This window comes from Kineosporiaceae bacterium, assembly GCA_016713225.1.
Taxonomy (GTDB): Bacteria; Actinomycetota; Actinomycetes; order Actinomycetales; family Kineosporiaceae; genus JADJPO01.
Genome location: JADJPO010000002.1, coordinates 713,287 through 730,277, shown reverse-complemented (window position 1 = coordinate 730,277; position 16,991 = coordinate 713,287). Strand labels below are relative to the sequence as shown.

Genomic DNA, 16,991 nt, shown 5'->3' with positions numbered 1-16,991 from the left:
AAGGGCATCACGCCCCGCGCGCCGGGACCTCGCCGGTGAGATACCCCTGAATGGTGGGGGCCAACAAGGCGACGAGATCCTCGACATCCGCCGAGGCGATCGGCTCGATGGCCAGCGCGTAGCGCAGCATGGCGGCACCGAGCATCTGGCCGGCCACCAGGGTGGCCCGCAGCTCCGGGTCCTCGGCATCGCAGGCCGCGGCCAGCCGGCGCAACACCGCCTCGGTCAGGAACTGCCGGAACATCGCCGCGCTGTCGGCGCTCGAGGTCGCCACGCTGAGCAGCCCGGTGATGGTCTGACGGCGGTCACCCTGATCCCAGATCCCGAAGAACTGGCGTACCAGCCGGGCGCCGATGTCCGCCCGGGGGCCGTCGATCACGCGCGCGATGAGCCGGGCGGGGACGTCGGGCAGCTCGAGTGCCTCGACGAACAGCACTTCACGACTGTCGAAGTAGTGGTGCACCAGCCGCGGGTCCACCCCGGCCGCTCGAGCGATGCCGCGCATGGTGGCACCGTCATAGCCCCGCGCGGCGAATTCCGCCCGAGCAGCCGTCAGGATCGCCCCCCGGGTGTCGTGCCCGGCCGGACGACGCCCGCGGCGGCGAGGTGCGACCTCGCTGACGTCGGGCCCGCTCATCTCGGGCCCACTCATGTCGGGCTCACGTCGGGCTCAGGGCTCACGTCGGGCTCAGCGCCCCGGCCAGGTGCCGGCGGGCGAAGGCCAACGACTCGGCCAGGTCGGCCTCGCGCTCGACCCGGGTGCGACAGCGCCGGGTGTTCACCTCGACCACCACCGTGCCGCTCCAGCCGCGCGCGGCGAGCGATTCCAGGACGGCGCCGCACGGCTGGCCGCCCCGGCCCGGCACCAGGTGCTCGTCCTTGGCCGAGCCCAGTCCGTCGGCCAGGTGCAGGTGCGCCAGCCGGTCACCCAACGCCTCGGCCATCTCGAGCCCGTCCTGGCCGGCGGTGGCGGCGTGGGACAGGTCGAGCGTCACATCGGGATAGGGCAGACCCACCGGGTCCCAGCCGGGCGAATAGGCGAGCATCTCGCGTTGTCCGGCCCGCCACGGGTACATGTTCTCCACGGCGATGCGCACCCCGGACCGGTCCGACACCTCCTGAACGCCCTCGACGAAGGCCGCCGCGTACTCGCGCTGCCACCGGAACGGTGGGTGCACCACGACGGTCGACGCCCCCACCTCGCGCGCCAGTTCGCACGCCATCTCGACCTTGGTCCACGGCTCGCGGCCCCAAACCCGTTGGGTCACCAGCAGAGTGGGGGCATGTACGGCCAGCACGGGGACGTCGTGATACTCGGCCAGGCGGCGCAGCGCCGTGGGGTTCTGGCTCACCGCATCGGTCCACACCATCACCTCGACCCCGTCGTAGCCGAGTTCGGCCGCCAGGGCGAAGGCATCGGCACAACCCTCCGGGTACACCGAGGCGGACGAGAGCGCCACCTGGGTCGGCGTCCGGACGGCGTCCGCCCGCGACGCGGTGGAGTGGGTGGGGTCGTACCCGCGAGTCATGGCCTCCAGGTTACTGACCTGAACCGAACGTCACCGCCAGGCGGGGTTGGCGAGCCCGGACGCCGGGCGTGGCGCCGTCCCCTACCCTGTCCTGATGGCGAAGCCGAACCGGCCACCGGCCGGTGAGACCCCGTTGAATCCGACCCGCTTCTGGGTGGAGTTCCCCGACCCGAGCGGACCGGTGGGCGAACTCGACCCGTCATCACGGTCCGAGCCCGCACAGACCGAACAGATCTACCGCTGCGACCTGACCTTCCTGACCTCGGCGTGGACCTGTATCTACGGCCGTGGCTGCCACGGCATCTACGCCGACCGCCCCACCGACGGCTGCTGCACCCTGGGCGCCCACTTCGCCGACAAGAACGATCGGGTGCGGGTGTCGAAGGCCGTCAAACGCCTCACCGCGAAGCAGTGGCAGCACAAGTCCCTCGGGGACGACGAGGGCTGGACCGACCGCGACGAGTCCGGCACCCGCACCACTCGGGTGGTGGACGGCGCCTGCATCTTCCTCAACCGCCCCGGCTTCGCCCCGGGCACGTTCGCCGACGGCGCCGGCTGCGCGCTGCACCGGCTGGCCCTGGAGGAGGGGGTGGATCCGCTCGAGCTCAAGCCGGACGTGTGCTGGCAGTTGCCGTTGCGCCGCTCCTACCGCACCGTCGAGCGGCCGGACGGCTCCAGCTATCTCGAGATCACCCTCGCCGAGTACGACCGCGGTGGCTGGGGGGCCGGCGGGCTCGACCTGGACTGGTACTGCACGGGCAGCCCGGCGGCCCACGTCGACGACCGCCCGGTGTACCTGACGCTGCGAGGCGAGATCGTGGCCCTGATCGGCCAGAAGGCCTACGACGTGCTGGTGACCCACTGCGAACAGGTCATGGCCAGCCGGCGCGCCCGCACCCTGGTGCTGCACCCGGCCAGCCGGGTCGCGGCGTCCGAGGGTGGCAAGGGGTAACCAGCGTGGCGGCGGAGGTCCGGCCGAGTCCGAACATCTGGTACTCCCCGGCGGTCTACGAGGTCGAGAACCGCAGCTGCGATCCGGACGGGGTGATCGAGGCGGCGATGCGCACGATCCGCGACTGGGACGGCGCGGACGTCCTGGACGTCGGCTGCGGCACCGGCTTCCACCTGCCGCGGTTCGCCGCCACCGCCCGCTCGGTGATCGGCGTCGAGCCGCATCCACCGCTCCTGGAGTTGGCACGGCGGCGCTGCCAGGGGCAGACCCGGGTCAGCGTGCGCGCGGGCACCGCCCAGGCGTTGCCGGTGGCCGATGCCTCGGTGGACGTCGCGCACGCCCGGTGGGCCTACTTCTTCGCGCCCGGTTGCGAGCCCGGGATGCGCGAGCTGGCTCGCGTCGTCCGGCGGGGTGGGGTGGCGTTCGTGATCGACAACGACGCGTCCAGGTCGACCTTCGGATCCTGGTTCCGGCGCTTCCTGCCCGAGCACGATCCTGTTGCGGTGCAACGATTCTGGGCCATGAACGGCTGGGAGCGGCAGAGCCTGGACATCCGGTGGGCGATGGCCACCCGGGCCGACTTCGAGGCCGTGGTGCGCATCGAGTTCACCGCCGACCTGGCCGAGGCGATCCTCGCCGAGCACCCCGGCTGCGAGGTCGACTACGCCGTGAACCTGTTCTGGAGGCGGTTCTGACCACCCGCCCCCGGTGGGTTGTCGGGGGTGGCGTCTAGCGTGCCGACCATGACCTCGCCGACGCGCTCGACCAAGAACCCTCAGTTCCGCTGCACCGAGTGCGGCTGGACCTCGGTGAAGTGGGCCGGTCGGTGTGGCGAGTGCCAGACCTGGGGCACCGTGAGCGAACTCGGCGCGCCCCCGGCGGGGCAGACCGCCGTCCGCGCGGTCACCGCCCCCGCCCGGCCCATCGCCGAGATCGAGGCCACGCCCGCGGCGTCCTGGCCCACCGGCGTCGAGGAACTCGACCGGGTGCTCGGCGGTGGATTGGTCGGCGGTTCGGTGGTGCTCCTGGCGGGTGAACCCGGGGTGGGCAAGTCGACCCTGTTGCTGGACGTCGCGAGCCGGGCGGCGTCCTCGGCGCGCACGGTGCTCTATGTCACCGGTGAGGAATCGGCCGCCCAGGTCAGGCTGCGGGCCGAGCGGATCGGGGCTCTGCGGCCGCGGCTGTTGCTGGCCGCCGAGACCGACCTGGGCGCCGTGCTGGGGCAGATCGAGGCGGTGGGTCCGGATCTGCTGGTGCTCGACTCGGTGCAGACGGTGGCCAGCGAGGCGATCGACAGCGCGGCGGGCGGGGTGGCGCAGGTGCGGGAGGTCGCCGCCAGCCTGATCCGGGTGGCCAAGACCCGGGGTATGGCGACCGTGTTGGTCGGGCACGTGACCAAGGACGGGGCCATCGCCGGGCCGCGGGCGCTCGAACACCTGGTGGACGTCGTGTGCCAGTTCGAAGGCGAGCGGCACTCTCGATTGCGGCTGCTGCGCTCGACCAAGAATCGGTACGGCGCCACCGACGAGGTCGGCTGTTTCGACCTGACCGACACCGGCATCCAGGGACTGACCGACCCCAGTGGGCTGTTCCTGTCCCGACATGCCGAGTCGGTACCCGGCACCGCCGTCACCGTCACCCTCGAGGGACGGCGACCGCTGATCGCCGAGGTGCAGGCCCTGGTGTCGGCCAGTGCGCTGAGCAACCCCCGCCGAGCCACCTCGGGATTGGACTCCTCCCGGGTGGCCATGGCGCTGGCCGTACTCGAGCGACGGTTCGCGGTGACCCTGTCCGGGCGCGACGTCTATGTCTCGACGGTGGGCGGGGTCCGGCTGGGCGAACCGGCCGCCGACCTGGCGGTCGCCCTGTCGGTCGCCAGTTGCGCCTACGAACGTCCCCTGCCTCCCGACACCGTCGTCATCGGCGAGGTCGGGTTGGCCGGCGAGGTCCGCCGGGTGAGCGGGGTGGGCCGACGTCTGAGCGAGGCGGGCCGACTCGGGTTCACCCGGGCCGTCGTGCCCGCCGGAACCGACGACACGGCGCCCGAGGGCATGACCGTGCACGAGGTGCCCGACGTGCTGGCTGCGCTGAATGCCACGGGTCTGATGGGCGGGGAGTGATCCAGGTGACGACGGCCGAACGAACTCCCGGTGACGACTTTCAGGCGTTCGGCCGGGGCGCAGTGATCACGCCGAGACAAGAACGCCCCGCTCAGTAGAATGCCCGCAACATCCCGTCGTCCACACGTCGTCCACACCGCCTGGGAGCCCGCAGTGCTTGGTGAGCGCTCCGCCGAGGAGCTGCTGCGGGCGACGCTGGCCGCCGTCGCCCCGGGGACCGAACTGCGTGACGGCCTGGAGCGCATCCTGCGTGGCCGCACCGGCGCCCTGATCGTGCTGGGCCACGACTACGTGGTCGAGAGCCTGTGCACCGGGGGGTTCGCGCTCGACGTCCGGTTCTCGGCCACCCGGCTGCGCGAGCTGGCCAAGATGGACGGCGCGATCGTCACCGACGCCGAGGCCCGGCGGATCACCCGCGCCGCGGTACAGCTGGTGCCGGACTCGGCGATCGAGACCTCCGAGTCGGGCACCCGGCACCGCACCGCCGAGCGCGTGGCCAAGCAGACCGGGTTCCCCGTCATCTCGGTGAGCCAGTCGATGCGCATCGTCGCCCTGTACGTCGGGGGGCTGCGCTACGTGCTCGAGGGCTCGGACGCCATCCTCGCCAAGGCGAATCAGGCCCTGGCCACCCTCGAGCGGTACAAGGCCCGCCTCGACGAGGTGACCGGGGTGCTGTCCCAACAAGAGATCGAGTCCGCCGTCACGGTGCGCGACGTCGCGATCGTCGTCCAGCGGCTCGAGATGGTGCGCCGGATCTCGGAGGAGATCGCGCACTACGTGGTCGAGCTGGGCGTCGATGGCCGGTTGCTGTCGCTGCAGCTCGACGACCTGATCGGCGGGGTCAGCCCCGACCGCGAGCTGGTGATCCGTGACTACCTGGACGCCGCCGGGCCGGAACGGTCGATGTTCGAGGTGCTCGATGATCTGGCCGCCATCTCCTCCGCCGAACTGGTCGACCTGGTGCAGGTGGCCGGGGTGCTCGGTTTCGCGACCACCCCGGACAGCCTCGACATTCCCGTGCACCCCAAGGGCTACCGCCTGCTGAACAAGGTGCCCCGCATCCCCGGAACGATCATCGAACGCTTGGTGGAGCACTTCGGTGACCTGCAGAAGCTGCTCGCCGCCAGCCTCGATGAACTGATGGCCGTCGAAGGGGTCGGCGAGCAGCGGGCGCGTACCGTGCGCGAGGGCCTGTTCCGCGCCCACGATCTGATCATGGTCGACCGGTTCGTCTGACCGGTTCGTCGACCGGTTCATCCGACCGGCCCAGCACCCCGGCCGGATGAGTGAAATCACGGTCCGTGACACAGCTCCTGCGCAGAAGAGCCATCGCGCGATCACCGGCCCACTTAGCATCGAATGTGTGACATCCCAGGCCCCCCTTCCGGAGCCACGTCGACGTGGAGTGATCGGCTACACAGCAGGCGTGTTCGACATGTTCCACATGGGACACCTCCATCTGTTGCAGCAGGCCCGCGCACGATGTGACTACCTCGTCGTCGGGGTCACCACCGACGAGCTCGCCCTCGAGACCAAGGGCCACCCGCCGGTGGTCCCGTTGCTCGAGCGGCTCGCCATCGTGCAGAGCATGCGCTGCGTCGACCACGTCCTGCCGCAGCTGAGCATGGACAAGGTGGCCGCCTGGCGCACCTTCGCCTTCGACGTGGTGTTCGTCGGGGACAACCTCGCGCACTCCCCGCAGTGGCAGGTCGTCGAGACCGAACTGGCCGAGGTGGGGGTGCGGCTCGAGTTCCTGCCCGCCACCTACGCCCGCCCGGGCGAGCTGCTCGAGCGTGGCCTGGCCGACCTGGTGGCCGAGTGAACCGCGACCTGCGGGGCCTGCGACCCCCGATCACCTCAGGGCAGGTGCGCCGCTACCACGCCAGCGGCCGCACCGAGCTGGTCGGGTACGCCCCCGGCGCCTATGACCTGTTCCACATCGGGCACCTGAACCTGCTGCGCCGAGCTCGTATGGAGTGCGACTACCTGATCGCGGGCGTGGTCAGCGACGAGGTGGCCGTGGCGCAAAAGGGCCGGCTGCCCGTCGTCCCGCAGGACGAGCGGCTCGAGATCGTGGCCAACCTCGACGTGGTCGACGAGGCCTCGATGGAATGGACCACCGACAAGCTCGCCACCTGGGAGCGCGTGCGATTCGACGTGATCTTCAAGGGCAGCGACTGGGTGGGCTCGACCAAGTGGACCGCCCTGGAGCAGCAGTTCGCCGAGCGTGGCGTCCGCGTGGTCTACCTGCCCTACACCGGGCATGTGTCCACCACGGTGCTGCGCACCCAACAGCGCGAGGGCAAGCCGACGTGATCCCGGCGCGCGAGCCGATCCGGGTCACGGTCGCCATCGCGACCTTCCGGCGCAACGAACACCTGACGGAGCTGATCCCACTGCTGCGGGCGCAGGGCGGCGAGCTCGGCGCGGACGGGCGCTACGTCGTCCGGGTGCTGATCATCGACAACGACCCGCAGGGCGGGGCTCGCGAGGTGGTGGCCACGCTCGCAGCCTCCGGCGAGGCCGCGCTCGGCTGCCCCGTCGTCTACTGCCACGAACCCACCCCGGGGCTGACCGCGGTGCGCAACCGGGCCCTGGCCGAGTCACCGGACCAGCGCCTGGTCGCCTTCATGGACGACGACGGCCGCCCCGCCGCAGGATGGCTGGCCGGATTGGTGTCGACCTGGGCCGACACCGGGGCCGAGGCCGTGGCCGGCCGCGTGCTGGAGGAGTACGAGAGCGAACCGAGCCGCTGGATCCGGGCGGGTGGCTTCTTCACCCGCCGCTCGCTGACCACAGGCACCGTGGTGGCTGCCGCCCCGGCCGGCAACCTGCTGCTCGACCTGGACGCCGTCCGCGCTCACGGCCTGCGCTTCGACCCGCGATTCGGACTGACCGGAGGTGAGGACACCCTGTTCACCACCCAGCTCACCGCGGCCGGGGGGCGGATCGTGTGGTGCGAGCAGGCCGCCGTGGTCGACCTCGTCCCCACCGACCGGATGACCCCGCGCTGGGTGCTGGCCCGGGCCTGGAGCCACGGCAACACCGCCGCTCTGGTCCGCCGGGCGATGGCGGGCTCGACCCGACAGGCCCTGGCCGGCCGGGTGAGTTGTGCGGCCGGCGGGATCGTCCGGGTCGTGGTGGGCGGCGCACGGGCCGCGATCGGGTTCGTGCTGCGCTCGCCCCACCACCAGGCCCGCGGGCTCCGGGTGGCCTCCCGCGGGGCAGGCCTGACCGCCGGTGCCCTCGGTCACGTGGTGCGCGAGTACGAGCGTGCCCCCGAGGCGGTCCGGTGAGCGCGCCGGCCGCGGTCGCGTCCGCCAAGACCTGGCTGCGGCGCCGCGCCGCCGTGATCGGCTCGATCGTGGCCACCACCTCACCCGACATGGTGCTGACCCTGGACGACGGCCCGGACCCCGACCAGACCCCACAGGTGCTCGAGGTGCTGGCCGCACACGACGCCACGGCCACGTTCTTCGTCCTGCTGACCCGGGCGCGCCGACACCCCGATCTGCTGCGCGCGATGGTGGCGGCCGGTCATGAGGTGGCGCTGCACGGGCCGGACCACCGGCCGCTGACCGAGTTCGGATTCGCCGCGGCGCGCGAACGCACCGTGGCGGCCCGCCGTGAGCTCGAACAACTCGCCGGCGTGCGGGTGCGCTGGTTCCGGCCGCCCTACGGCAGCCAGACCCCGCTGACCTGGCTCGCCACCCGCCGCGCCGGGCTGATGCCCGTGATGTGGACGGCGACCACCTGGGACTGGCGCGAGGCCCGCCACGAGGAACGTCTGGCGAAGGCCCTGGCCGGGGCGCGCCCCGGGGGCATCCTGCTGGCCCACGACGGGTTCGCCGGGCTCGAGGACGCCGCCGACGACGGCCCGCCCGCGCTGGCCGATCGAGCCGGGCTGCTCGGCGAGGTCCTGGACCGTTACCACGAGGCAGGCCTGCGCGGCCGGTCACTGGGTGAGGCGCTGCACGGCGGGCGCGCCGTCCGGGCCGCCGTGTTCTCCGTCAAACAGCTCTGACCCCCCACAGCCCTAACCCGGTGATCATGTAATTCGTGCACAAACCCGTGGTGATCATGCAATCCGTGCACGTTTGTGATTTGTGCATCAATTGCATGATCACGGGCGTTTTGTGCACGAATTACATGATCACCGGGTGGGGAAGGTTCGGCGGGGGGGTGGGTCGCCAGACGTCAGCCGCGGCGCAGCGCCCGGCGGCCCACGGCCAGCACCCCGACCAGGTCACGCCGCACCGGCCGCACCAGCGCCGCCACCGCCGCGATCACGGCCAGCCCGGCGAGCCCACCGAGAACCAACTCGATCAGCGCGGACAGCTCGAGTCGTCTGGTGACCGCAGCCGCCGCCACCCCGGCGGGAGCACTCACCAGCAGGACGGCGCGGGACGCGGTGACGAACAGCGGCCGGACGGCGACCCCGGTGCGCCGTCCGACATTGAGGTAGGCCACCACCCAATAGAGGAAGAACGCCACCAGGTGGCCGTAGGCCACGCCGATCAGACCCCACGGCAGCCCCGCCAGCATGATCACGATCATCACGGGGCGCGCCAGCATGTCCTGGCGCAGCTGCGGCCCGGTGAGGCCCTTCGCCAGGAAGATCCAGTAGGAGACGGTTCCCAGGGTGCGGAACACCCCGCCCATCGCCAGGACGGCGAACACCGGCGCGACCGGCAGCCAGCGCTCGCCGAACATCACCAGGGTCAGCGGGGTGGCGAGCCCGGCCGCGACCGCCAGCAGCACTCCCGTGCCGTAGCACGCCAGCAGTTGCACCCGGGCGACGTACCGCGGAAAGGCCTCCTCGTCGTCCGCGACGCGCGACAGCGTGGGCAAGACGACGGCGGTCATCGGGGCGTCGATCTGCTGCAAGGGCGTCATCAGCAGCTGGTACGCCCGGTTGTAGTAGCCCAGGGACGTCGCGCCGAGCCGCGCCCCGATGGCCATCGCCGCCACGCTGCGCATCAGGTAGGCCAGCAGATGGGTGCCGAGCACGCCACCGCCGAAGCGGAAGAAGCGCCGCAACGGCACGTCGCGGTGCGGCCACGAGGGCAGCCAGCGCACGCTGATCACGTTCATCACCAGCGCGACCACCGCCAGGGTGATCTGTTGGGCCACCAGTGCCCAGAGGCCGGCGCCGCCCACCGCCAGCGCGGCGGCAACCAGGATGGCCACGAGCTGGGACACGATGTCCGAGGTGGCCAGCTGGCGATAGCGCATCCGGCGCATCAGGTCCGAGCGGTACTGGGTATTGGCACCACTGATCACGAACACCCCGGACAGCGCCCACACGATCGGCCCCAGCCGGGGCTCGTGGTACCCGGCGACGATCAGAGGTCCGGCGGCAGCGGCAGCGAGTCCGGCGGCGGTGCCCAGGCCCAGGTTGGCCCAGAACAGGTTGGTGCGCTCGCCGTCCGTCAGGTCCTGGGCCTGCACTGCCGCGGTGGACAGCCCGAAGTCCTTGATCATCTCGGCGATGCCGATCACCGCGGTGACCATCGCCACCAGACCGAAGTCCTCCGGGGTCAGCAGCCGGGCCAGCACCACCATCGAGGCGAACTGCAGGCCGACCCGGGCGAGTTGGGTACCGAGAACGACTCCGGCGCCACGCGCTGCGGTATCGCCGAGGGTGGCCACGCCTCGAGCTTACGAGGCAGCCGGGGTGGCGATGACCTCGACGGCGATTCACCAGCCTGCGCCCGCGGCAAGCCGGGGCATTCTTTGGACGCTGCCACACCGAGCGTGTCACGATCGGTGGGTGCGACGCTTCGGGCTCATCACCGGGCAGGCGCGCCGACCGGACAGCATCACCGACTACCTGGCGATTCTGCGCTCCCGATGGGGAGTTCTGGTGGCGGTGCCGTTGCTGGCCATGGCTGTGACCGGGCTGCTCGCCCTGACCACGACGCCGAAGTACTCGGCCACCGCGGTGATCTACTTGGCACCACCACCGGCCTAGGCGCCCTACAGCCTGCTGCCGAACTTGCGCTATGCCCAGGACATCGTCGGATCGCACGCCCTGATCGCGACCGAGTCGCGCATCCTGACACCGGTGATCACCCGGCTGGGGCTGCAGACCACACCCGAGGAGCTGGCCGGCGACATCTCCGCCTCGGCGCGCACGGACACCCTGATCGTCGAGGTCGAGGCCCGAGCCCTGACCGGCCGTGCCGCCGCCGATCTCGCCGACGCCGTCGCGCGCGAACTGTCCCAATCGGTCGCGGCACTGAATCCCCGGGTGACGGGCAGCTACTCACCGCTGCGGGTCTACTCGGTGGCCGGCGCCGAGGTGCCGACCCAACCCGCGATCCCCCGCACCGGGCTCAACCTCTTGGTGGCGCTGGTGCTGGGCACGCTCGGTGGCATGGTCACCTGCATCGCGATCGAACACTTCGCACCACGCGTCCGTTCGCCGCGCGACCTTCAGCGCGCGGTGTCGGTGCCGGTCATGGGGTGGCTGCCCCAGCAGGGGGCGGCGCGCACCGGGCGGCTCAGCCGGCGCCGAGAGGCGCCCGCCGACCTCGCGATGACGCACGTCTACGCAGGTCTGCGCGTCATCATCGAGGACAACGACTTCCAGGTCATCGCCTTCGTCTCGCCGTCCTCGCAGGCGTCCCGGCAGGTGGCAGGCGAGGTGGCGGACCTGCTGACCCACGACGGCGTGCGCACGATCCTGGTCGATGCCGACATCGCGCTGCGTCGGCTGACGGACCCGGTGACCAACGAGGTCTCGGGGCTGTCGGACGTCATCGCCGGCACCGTGGACTGGCGCCAGGTCGTGATCCCCGGCGGCGCCGTCCGGGCGGATCAACTGCCGTCGGGTTCCGCATCGCCCGACCCGTCGGACCTGCTCGACCGGCTCACCACCGATCGGTTGCTCCCCGAGCTGCGTACGGCCTACTCGATGGTGGTGCTCAATCTGGCGAGCATGACCAGCACCGCCGACTGGCTCGCCCTCACCGAGGCGATCGACGGCATGTTCCTGGTCGCCGACGTTCCCGAGCCCGCGTACACCGAGCTGATGGACACCCTGGTCACCCTGCATCGGCGTCCGGCACCGCTGGCGGGAGTTCTGCTCAACGGCTGATCGCCATCCGGCTCGGAGGGCGCGAACGCTCAGAACCCCAGCCCGGACAGCGCCGTCCAGTCGGTCAGCGAGGCGTAGCTGCGGCACTGCCGGTCGGCGCTGCACCAGACGAACGCCTGAGTCCCGGTGAGGGTGTTGCCCGAGACCGCGCCGAACATCTGCGGCGAGGCGATCTGGTTGGTGGCGTAGGAGTCCAGCCACCGCTGGGTACGGGGGCCACCTCGCAGCACATTGTCGATCACCTGGAGGCCTCGGGTGTCCCAGCTGAGCCCCAGCGCCGCGGCATAGCCATCGCTGGACGCCGACCGCCGATCGTCGTAGACGGCCAGCTGGGACTGATTGTCCACCAAGACGTTTCCGGAGACGATCACCGCATCGGACCCCGACACCCGAATGCCCTTGTGCGCCTTCTCGACGTAGTTCCCGACAATGCGCCCCCGGGAGGACACCTCGTAGAAGATGCCGTCGAAGCCCCCGGAGATCGCATTCCGAGTGACGACCACGTCGGTACAGCCCAGGTCGCACCAGAAGCCGTTGCCCGCGTTGGCGACGAAGGCGTTGTCGGCCACGGTGAGGTCGTCGGTGTGGGCTGCCTTGAACCCGGCGATGGTGCACGAGTCGCCGCACCCCTCGACCGTGAAGCGGTCGGTGTTGTTGCGCAGGAACTGGTTCCGTCGGATCACTGCCCGGTGGATCCGGTTGCCCTGCAGGCCCTCGGCCGCGTTGTCCGAGATGGTGGTGCGCTGCACGACGACGTCGCTGGCCGCGAGCTTCAGACCGGCCCCCGAGCTGTGGTCGAACTGGGAGTCCTCGATCGTGGTGCGGGGGGCCGACACGTACAGCTCGGCGCCGTCGTCCAGGTGGGGTGCGGCGTAGCGCGTGAACCGCACACCGCGGATGACCGACCCGGCAGCCGCGGCGTCCAGGGTCAGACCCCGGGTGCGACTGCTGAGCTCGAGGACGGCGCCACGCGGGTCGTCGGCGACGTAGAGCGCCCGCGAGGACGGGTTCACCCAGAAGGTGCCCGGCACCAGCTCGCCGCGGGCGAGCACCTGCTGCAGCGCGGACCCATCACGATAGGCCTGCTCGACCTTGCCGGCCGCCGAGCCGGCCGGTACCTCCTGCGCGCGGAAGTCGTTCTGCCCGAACGGCGATCGCCATGAGGTGGTGCGCCAGTGGCCACCCTCGGCGGTCCAATCGCTCACCACGTCGGCGCCGCTCAGCACCGGGATCTCGCCGGGGTAGGCCTGCAGGGTGAGCGGCGTGTTCACCGATCCCGCACTCTGCCGATAGGTCCCGCCCCGCAGCACCACGGTGCCGCCGGCCGGTACCCGGGCCAGCGCCGCGCTGAGTGAGGCCAACGGCGCCTGCACGGTCCCGGCGGCGGCGTCGTCCCCCGTCGGCGACACGACGATGGCGCCGTCGGGTACCGAGTAGCGGGTCGGCAGTACCGCACCACCCGCGGCCAGGGCGGCGTCCAGCGGGGCGGCGCCGGTGCCGCCGGCCAACCGCCCGGAGCCGAGGTCGCCGTCCGCGGGCAGACCGGCAGGGGACGGCGGGGCCACCGGGACGGCGGCGGCAGGCAGGGCCGCGAGTGCGGCGAGCTGCAGGTCCATCTCGTGGGTCGCCGACGACGACAGGTAGGCCCAGGCCCGACTCGATCCGGTGCCGACGACCGGCGAGGAGGAGTCGACCCCGGTCAGCTGCCAGTCCGGTGCCGTGCCCCCCTCGGGCCAGATCCGCACTCGAAGGGTCGTCGCGGCGGCGCCGAAGACCTCACCCTGCACGCGCAGGTTGGTGGCACCCTCGCTCGGCACCCACAGCGGCACCGAGGCCTGCCCCAGGGCGACCTCCCGACCGTCGATCACCTTGCTCACCTCGAGGCCGACGGCGCCCTGCGGAGTGATCACGGCCTTGGTGCGGTACAGGCCCTTCGCACCCTGACGCAGTTCGACCCCGAGGTAGACATTGCCGCCCCGCGGCGTCCCCCGCAGCCGGTAGGTGGCCGCCACGCCGCCGTCGGAGAACCCGGTCTCGATCGAGGTCAGGCTCGACCGGCCCGGCTCCAACGACACCGCGACCGCCGCGGTGTCGCTGGTCCCGCGGGACAGCAGGGTCGAGGCCAGCACGAGGCCAGCCACCGCCACCAGAAGGGCGCCGATCACCGCCGCGACAAGGCGACGACGAGGTCGGTTGGCCCCGTGGCGCGCCGTCGTCCCGGTGTCGTCACCCTCCACGCCGCGCCTCACGCCCTCGTTCTCGTTCTCGGGCCGCTCCGCGGCTGCTCTGTGATCACCCCTGCGGCCACCCTGTGACCACCCAAGGTCGGCGGCGCCGTGACCCACCCCATCCTCGCCGATCGGACGCCCGCACGCGTGAGCTCGACGGACTTGCCCCGGAGCCCCGGAATCGGCCGGTAGCCTGGGCTCGACCCCTGGATTTAGTCAACTCATAAGGTACGGAGCACGCGGGATGAATCTCCGCCAGATCGTTGCCGCCATCGTTCGCTGGCGGCTTCCGCTCGCGGCAGTCCTGCTGGCGTCGATCGCCATCGCCGGGGCATATGCCGGCTTGGCCCAGCGCACCTACACGGCCACGTCCACCCTCTTCTTCGTCCCCGACCGCAGCGCCACGGTCAACGACCTCGCGCAGGGCAACAACTACACCCAGGGCATCCTGCGCTCCTACGGCCGTCTCGCCACGCTGCCGGTGGTCCTCGACCCGGTGATCAACGAGCTGAAGCTCGGCGACACCGCGGAGGACCTGGCCGAGCGGATCTCGGTCGAGACCCCGCCCAACACGGTGCTGATGAGCATCTCGGCCACCGATGTGTCCGCCGAGCGCTCCGCCGCGATCGCCAACGCCGTGGCCGCGCAGATCCCCAAGGCCTTGACGACCCTGGCGCCGCCGTCCGCTGCTCGCGCGAAGGATGCCGTGTCGCTTCAGGTCACCACGGTGGCCACCGCCCGGACGCCGGCCGCGCCGTCCGACCCGAACGTCCCGGTGGTGATGGCCGCAGGTATCGCGATGGGCCTGATCCTGGCCGGTCTGATCGGCTCGCTGCTCGAGTTCTTCGTCTCGCCCCTGCTCACCTCGGTGGCGGCCGGTCGCAAGGCCCCGGTCCTCGGGGTGGTACCCCGCACCCGCGGTGTCTGGACCCTGCCCCTGGGCACCAGGCCGCGCTCGTCGTTCGCCGAGGCGGTGCGCACCATCCGCACCAACGTGCAGCGCACCGGCGTCCCGGACACGCTGCACACCATGGTGGTCACCTCGGCGTTGCCTCGCGAGGGCCGCACCACCTTGGCCGTCAATCTGGCCCTGTCGCTGGCGCGCACGGGCCGGTCCGCCATCGTGGTGGACGCCGACCTGCGCCGTCCGGGGGTGGCTCGCCTGCTCGCCATCGAGGACGGCGTCGGGCTCTCGGACGTGCTGCGCGGGGAGGTCCCACTCGGCGCCGCGGTGCGCGAATGGCGCTCCAGCGCCCAGGACTCCCCACTGGTGGTGCTCACCTCGGGGCGGGTGGACGACGACGCCGCCGAACTCATCGCCCGCGAGGAGATGAACGACCTCATCAAGCGCCTGGCCTCGCTCTACACCTACGTGGTGATCGATGCGCCGCCGCTGCTCGAGGTCACCGACGCCAGCCTGATCGCCGCCCGCGTGGACGGCACGCTGCTGATCGCCCGTGACCGCCAGGTCACCGAGCACCAGTTCGAGGCCGCGATCGACAAGTTGGAGCTGGCCGGCGGCCGACTCGAGGGTGTCGTGATCAACGGCGCCCACCGGGTCAGCGCCAACCTGCTCGCCGGACGCCAGCGGGAGACCGTGGGGTGAGGCAACGCCTGGCCGCGGAGATCACCGGCGCCCCGGTCCTGCAGGTGCTGGTCTGGGCCAGCGTGGTCCTCCCGGCGCTGATCCAGACCATCGTGGCCCCCAAGAATCGGGTGTTCACCACGAGTGTGGTGCCCTACAGTCCCGTGGCCTCCGCCGCCGGCGCCGTGCTCACCCTGGCCATCGTGGCCTGGGGTGCGCTGATCCTGTTTCGTCGCTTCGACTCGCTGCCGACCGACGGGCGCACCGTCCTGCTGGTGCTGCTGTTGCCCTGGGTCTATCAGGTGACCCGTGACCTGTACGAACCGGCGCCGCCGCGGCTGGGCCTTGTTGTGTACCCGGTGATCGTGATCACGATGTGGGTGCTGCGACCCCGGCTGGAACAGCTTAGCACCCTGTGTTCCCTCCTCGGGTTGACTGCTGCGTTGAGTCTGGTCCTCGCCGTGGCATCGCCCACGAAGGGCATCCTGGTCTCGGCCGCCGGCACCGTGGTGACCCCCGACAAGCAGATCCTGCCGTGGGGAATCCTCATCGGGCCGTTCACCGACGGGAACCCGCTCGGCGAGTTCCTGTCCCTCGGCCTGCCGGCCGTCGCCTTCATCCGCTCGCGCTGGCTCCGCCCCCTGATCATCGTGATGACGATCTTCGCCGTGGTCTGGACCGCGACCCGGTCGTCGATCGCCGGGATCGGGATCGCCGCCGCGTTGGCGATCGGGCTCACCGTGATCCCCGCCCGACTGCGCCGGGTGACGGCGATCGCGGCACTGGGTGCCGTGGCCGTCACCTGCATGGTGCTCCCACTGATCACCACCACCTCGTATGCCTTCAGCAACCGCGGGTACATCTGGCAGGCCAGCCTGCGGGCCTGGGAGCAGCGGCCCGTGGTCGGCCTGGGTTCGCAGTGGTACGCCGAGTCGGCGAAGTACACCACCGCCATCGGCGAGACCGCCTTCCACGGGCACAACGAGTTCGTCCAGCTGCTCGTGCTGGGCGGACTGATCAACGTGGCCCTGATGGCACTGATGCTGGGCGTCGTGATCTGGCGTGCCCTCAGCCGATTGCGCGAAGGACGCACCGCCCCGGTCGCCCTGATCATGCTGATCCTGGTCTCCGGGTGCTTCGAGGTGTCGTTCTCCTTCGTCCACCGCAGCTACCTGATGCCGGTCACCGCAGTACCCGTGGCCCTGCTGGTGTTCGCCCGTCCAGGCCGGACGGCGAGCGGCCGGACGGCGAGCGCATCGCCCAGCCCGACCAGCGCAGCCGACCCGGTGGTCGCCACCACCTGACCCGGTGATCATGTAATCCGTGCACAAATCCCTCGTGATCATGCAATAGATGCACGGGCTTCCGCGATCTGTCGCCGGCCGCGCCAGAACGTCCCACTGATGACGACAGCGAAGACCCACGTCGGGGCTCACACTTCAGCAGCCCTGCCACCCGCCCGCCCGGGCGGCAGC

At 71.3% G+C, this 16,991-nt stretch carries 16 protein-coding genes; 12 read left to right on the top strand and 4 right to left on the bottom strand.

Translation table 11 applies throughout. The features are described from left to right. Positions 1–7: 7 nt before the first annotated feature. Both IPK24_09265 and IPK24_09260 read right to left on the bottom strand, forming a co-directional pair. Positions 8–637 carry a TetR family transcriptional regulator gene (locus IPK24_09265; GenBank protein ID MBK8075738.1) on the bottom strand — a complete coding sequence of 210 codons (630 nt, stop codon included), beginning with the start codon at positions 635–637 and terminating at the stop codon, positions 8–10. A gap of 40 nt (positions 638–677) precedes the next feature. Further along, a complete protein-coding gene (locus tag IPK24_09260) occupies positions 678–1,529 on the bottom strand; it encodes a sugar phosphate isomerase/epimerase (protein ID MBK8075737.1) in 852 nt (283 codons plus the stop codon). Between the two features lie 94 nt (positions 1,530–1,623). Between IPK24_09260 and IPK24_09255 the strand changes: the two genes are divergently transcribed. From IPK24_09255 to IPK24_09220, 8 genes are all read left to right on the top strand, one after another. Next, positions 1,624–2,481: a hypothetical protein gene (locus IPK24_09255; protein ID MBK8075736.1), complete on the top strand. Its 858-nt coding sequence runs from the start codon at positions 1,624–1,626 to the stop codon at positions 2,479–2,481. A gap of 107 nt (positions 2,482–2,588) precedes the next feature. Then, positions 2,589–3,176 (top strand): class I SAM-dependent methyltransferase, encoded by a 588-nt coding sequence (locus tag IPK24_09250; protein MBK8075735.1) that lies wholly within the window; start codon positions 2,589–2,591, stop codon positions 3,174–3,176. Between the two features lie 48 nt (positions 3,177–3,224). Further along, complete coding sequence (radA, locus tag IPK24_09245; GenBank protein MBK8075734.1) at positions 3,225–4,601, top strand: DNA repair protein RadA; 1,377 nt, start codon at positions 3,225–3,227, stop codon at positions 4,599–4,601. 99 nt (positions 4,602–4,700) lie between these two features. Beyond that, positions 4,701–5,837, top strand: coding sequence for a DNA integrity scanning protein DisA (gene disA, locus IPK24_09240; protein ID MBK8075733.1), 1,137 nt, complete (start codon positions 4,701–4,703; stop codon positions 5,835–5,837). A 46-nt stretch (positions 5,838–5,883) separates the two neighbouring features. Beyond that, complete coding sequence (locus tag IPK24_09235) at positions 5,884–6,423, top strand: adenylyltransferase/cytidyltransferase family protein (GenBank protein MBK8075732.1); 540 nt, start codon at positions 5,884–5,886, stop codon at positions 6,421–6,423. Positions 6,424–6,500: 77 nt separating this feature from the next. Next, positions 6,501–6,917, top strand: a complete 417-nt coding sequence (locus IPK24_09230; protein ID MBK8075731.1) for an adenylyltransferase/cytidyltransferase family protein — start codon at positions 6,501–6,503, stop codon at positions 6,915–6,917. Next, on the top strand, positions 6,917–7,897 hold the full coding sequence (locus IPK24_09225; protein ID MBK8075730.1) for a glycosyltransferase: 981 nt from the start codon (positions 6,917–6,919) through the stop codon (positions 7,895–7,897). The genes IPK24_09230 and IPK24_09225 overlap by 1 nt, the downstream gene beginning before the upstream one ends. 89 nt (positions 7,898–7,986) lie before the next feature. After that, positions 7,987–8,625 carry a polysaccharide deacetylase family protein gene (locus IPK24_09220; protein MBK8075729.1) on the top strand — a complete coding sequence of 213 codons (639 nt, stop codon included), beginning with the start codon at positions 7,987–7,989 and terminating at the stop codon, positions 8,623–8,625. Between the two features lie 173 nt (positions 8,626–8,798). Here the strand turns inward: IPK24_09220 and IPK24_09215 are convergent, their stop codons facing one another. After that, positions 8,799–10,253, bottom strand: coding sequence for a lipopolysaccharide biosynthesis protein (locus IPK24_09215; protein ID MBK8075728.1), 1,455 nt, complete (start codon positions 10,251–10,253; stop codon positions 8,799–8,801). Positions 10,254–10,374: 121 nt separating this feature from the next. Between IPK24_09215 and IPK24_09210 the strand changes: the two genes are divergently transcribed. Together IPK24_09210 and IPK24_09205 are read left to right on the top strand one after the other, a co-directional pair. Then, positions 10,375–10,575: a hypothetical protein gene (locus tag IPK24_09210; protein ID MBK8075727.1), complete on the top strand. Its 201-nt coding sequence runs from the start codon at positions 10,375–10,377 to the stop codon at positions 10,573–10,575. A 24-nt stretch (positions 10,576–10,599) separates the two neighbouring features. Next, positions 10,600–11,703, top strand: coding sequence for a hypothetical protein (locus IPK24_09205; GenBank protein MBK8075726.1), 1,104 nt, complete (start codon positions 10,600–10,602; stop codon positions 11,701–11,703). 29 nt (positions 11,704–11,732) lie between these two features. On the opposite strand, the gene IPK24_09200 is transcribed toward IPK24_09205, so the two are convergent. Then, entirely contained in the window at positions 11,733–13,952 is a 2,220-nt protein-coding gene (locus tag IPK24_09200) for a right-handed parallel beta-helix repeat-containing protein (protein ID MBK8075725.1), read from the bottom strand. 223 nt (positions 13,953–14,175) lie between these two features. On the opposite strand from IPK24_09200, the gene IPK24_09195 reads away from it, so the two are divergent. Both IPK24_09195 and IPK24_09190 read left to right on the top strand, forming a co-directional pair. Continuing rightward, positions 14,176–15,537, top strand: a complete 1,362-nt coding sequence (locus IPK24_09195; GenBank protein ID MBK8075724.1) for a polysaccharide biosynthesis tyrosine autokinase — start codon at positions 14,176–14,178, stop codon at positions 15,535–15,537. Continuing rightward, on the top strand, positions 15,534–16,820 hold the full coding sequence (locus IPK24_09190; GenBank protein MBK8075723.1) for an O-antigen ligase family protein: 1,287 nt from the start codon (positions 15,534–15,536) through the stop codon (positions 16,818–16,820). Before IPK24_09195 ends, IPK24_09190 begins: the two co-directional genes overlap by 4 nt. Positions 16,821–16,991: the final 171 nt, after the last annotated feature.